Consider the following 3266-nt stretch of genomic DNA (forward strand, 5'->3'; position numbering starts at 1 on the left):
GGGTCGAAGTCCCCCAACCGACTCAGTGCCTCATGCGGGCCTACCATCGGCGCCGGAATAATCGGCCTTTCCTGCTCCATTATCCTGAAAACCTCGCGCTTGTATGTCGTCATCACGTCCGCATTGTGGGTCCACATCTCTTGGTGGGCGGCTTCCTCCTGCGCGATCGCGGCAGTGAAAGTCCCGAGAAGGTTGCCTAACTTCAGCGTCTGGACCTTCAGGCGGTTGGCCACCACCGTCGGCGCCGGCACCATCGTGGCGACCGCCGTGTCGTAGGCCGCCGCCGCTTCATCGAGCTGGTCGCCGGTCCTAGTGGCCGCTGCGGCGTGTTCCGCCAGCCAGCGCCCGTATTGGTTTGCCGCGACTGAAATCTGACCCGCCGCCGGACCGCGAAAATACAGGTCCGCCGTGCGGATTTTGGATACCCACTCGTCCACGAACAGGGCTAACTCGTCCGCCAGACTATGCCATGCCCGCGCAACGTCCCGCAGCTGGCCAGAACCCGGACCACGAAGCTTTTGAGCGTTGATGTCGGGTCGTAGTGCGTGGAAATTGAACACCTTAGTTACTTCCCCCCAAACTCGATATCACATATCGCTGGCAAATCTATTGCCAGTAGCAACCCGTGAGCAGCCATAGCTGAGATGACTCAGGCTCGTTGCCAGCTTCTTCACAGCCCTCAGTCGTCAGATTCTCATAAAATCGTATCGGCGTCCTCATAAGCCTTTGCGGCAGCCGTCACGCCCTGGCCGATCTCCCTGCCGATCTCGGCGCCCCGATCGGTATGCAGCTGATACTGCTGCCCGCGGGTATTAAAAAATCTCGCTAACAGAGCTGACACGCTATCGGTTCCCGGCGGGAGAACCTTGGTAGTCACCGGGACCTTCTGGGTCTTGGCTGTCGAAACACGGTCAGCAAGCTTCACCATATCGGTGCCTGCGGTAGTGAGGACCTCTGACTCTACTATCACCTCACCTGCCCCACTTGCCAGACGAGGATCCCCCACCAAGCTCTCTGATCCTGACCCAAATGCAATCACTAGCACTCTCCCGACAGATCGAAGGGCGTGAACACTGAAGAACTCCAGCGGCCCCAGCCTACGCGATGACGGTGATGCCAAAGGACACGGGTGCTAGCGCACGATGCCCCAGTCCGGTCCATGACGTCGGCGACGATTGAGTCGTTCAGATCGGTGGTTGTCTTGCTGTGCGGGCCGTGGGGAGGATGCGGCGGTTGCAAACTAGGAACCCGCGCCTTCCAAACCCGCTGCTACGCTTTGGTCGCCAGGAGGTCAATCCTATGACCTGTATGCCCACTATCTACGGAAGTCGGGACAGACGATCAGATGTCGTTGCACGACAATGTATTTCATTTCAATGGCACCGGCAGGCTAGCCATCTAGCTGAAATGGCAACTGACGTACGCTAGACACCGAGGCTTCGGCCGATGATCTCCTTCATGATCTCGGTGGTCCCGCCATAGATCGTCTGAACCCGGGCATCGAGATAGGCGCGGGCGACTGGGTATTCGCGCATGTAGCCGTACCCGCCGTGCAGCTGAAGGCAGCGGTCGACCAGTTGTAGCTGCTTCTCGCTGGCATACCACTTCGCCATTGCGGCCTGTTCCACAGTTAGCTTCTCCTCGAGGTGCAGACGAATGAACTCGTCGACCATCATGCGCACCACGGTGGCCTCGGTCGCCAGCTCGGCCAGTACGAACCGGCTATTCTGGAAGCTGCCTATTGGCTTGCCAAAAGCTTTGCGCTCCTTGGTGTATTGCAATGTTTGTTCCAGCACCCTCTCCATCACCGAGGCTGCCATGATGGCGATCGAGATCCGCTCCTGCGGCAGGTTCTGCATCAGGTAGATGAATCCCATCCCCTCCTGGCCAAGCAGGTTTTCTGCCGGAACGCGTACGTCGGTGAACGACAGCTCGGCGGTGTCCTGCGCGATCAGTCCGATTTTGTCCAAATGGCGGCCGCGTTCGAAGCCCTCCATGCCGCGTTCGACAACGAGCAGCGAAAAACCCTGCGCGCCCTTGTCCGGATCGGTTTGCGCCACCACGATCACCAGGTCTGAGTTGATTCCGTTGGTGATGAAAGTCTTTGCGCCATTGAGTATGTAGTGATCACCTTGCTTGACCGCGCGGGTCTTGATGCCCTGCAGGTCGCTGCCGGTTCCCGGTTCGGTCATCGCAATCGCGCTGATCAGTTCCCCAGTGCAGAATTTGGGCAACCAACGCTGCTTTTGCTCCTCAGTGGCCAGACTCAGCAGATACGGGGCCACGATGTCGTTGTGTAAGCCGAACGCGATCCCGTTGTAGCCCCCGGCGCTGGTTTCCTCGGTGATGATCGTGTTGTACCGGAAGTCGGGGTTACCGCCGCCGCCGTACTCCTCGGGCACCGCCATCCCGAGGAAGCCCTGCTTGCCGGCCTCGAGCCACACCCCACGGTCGACGATCCTCGCCTTCTCCCATTCGCCGTGGTGCGGCGCGACGTGGCGATCGAGGAAGCCTCGGTAGGACTCGCGAAACAATTCATGCTCAGGCTGGAAAAGGGTGCGCTGGTACTTGACGGCACCGCTCATGCGCCGCTCCTCCTCATCGCTTCGTCCCCTCGCCGCTTCGCGGCTGGGAGGTGCCCCCACTGCATCGTCGTCGGCACGGCTCATAACATGACCTCCGACGAACGGGAACTTCGCCGCCCAACATATACCAACCGGATGGTTGGTCGATAGCTTGCCGCCCGACCCGCCACCTGGCCAACCAAGCGATGCGCCGCGCACCGACGGCGACTATAAACTCGGTGACGTCTGGCCGGCAACGGCTATCAGTAGGCCGAAAACTCTTGCAGGCTCGCGGCCAGCGCCACCGGGACGCGGGCGCGGATCCGGGTGCCGTTCAAGTGGTGCTCTGCCTGCTGGACTCGCCCGTTAGCGTGCAGGCGAGCCACCAGATCACCACGGTCGTACGGGATGACCACGTCGACCGCGGTGTCGGTGGCCACGGCGAGCTCGACGATCCGTCGCCGCAACACGTCGATACCGTCCCCGGTGCGAGCGGAGATAAACACGGCGCCCGGCAACCCGTGACGAAGCTTGGCCAGCATCAGATCGCTTGCGGCGTCGATCTTGTTGACCACCAGCAGCTCATGCGGCGCCTCCGCGCCACCGCCCCCGTGATCCGCGACAACCTCGGAAATCACCTGACGAACCGCGTTGATCTGAGCCAGCGGATTGGCGTCTGAGCCGTCGACGACGTGCAACAAC

The 3266-nt window shown here is 60.9% G+C and carries 3 protein-coding genes and 1 pseudogene; all 4 read right to left on the minus strand.

Going from position 1 to position 3266, the window contains the following annotated elements; all coding sequences use genetic code 11:
- A partial coding sequence (locus tag AC2VOU_RS19315; protein ID WP_486958806.1) for a PPE family protein occupies positions 1-560 on the minus strand: 560 nt, incomplete at its 3' end.
- 134 nt (positions 561-694) lie between these two features.
- Entirely contained in the window at positions 695-1045 is a 351-nt protein-coding gene (locus tag AC2VOU_RS19320; protein ID WP_486958807.1) for a PE family protein, read from the minus strand.
- Positions 1046-1424: 379 nt separating this feature from the next.
- The gene (locus tag AC2VOU_RS19325; RefSeq protein ID WP_486958808.1) at positions 1425-2585 is read right to left on the minus strand and encodes an acyl-CoA dehydrogenase family protein; all 1161 of its coding nucleotides are present in this window, start codon (positions 2583-2585) and stop codon (positions 1425-1427) included.
- A gap of 242 nt (positions 2586-2827) precedes the next feature.
- A pseudogene (locus tag AC2VOU_RS19330) lies at positions 2828-3266 on the minus strand (GTPase HflX); the annotation flags it as partial.

Source organism: Mycobacterium sp. TH-M25 (assembly GCF_057473665.1).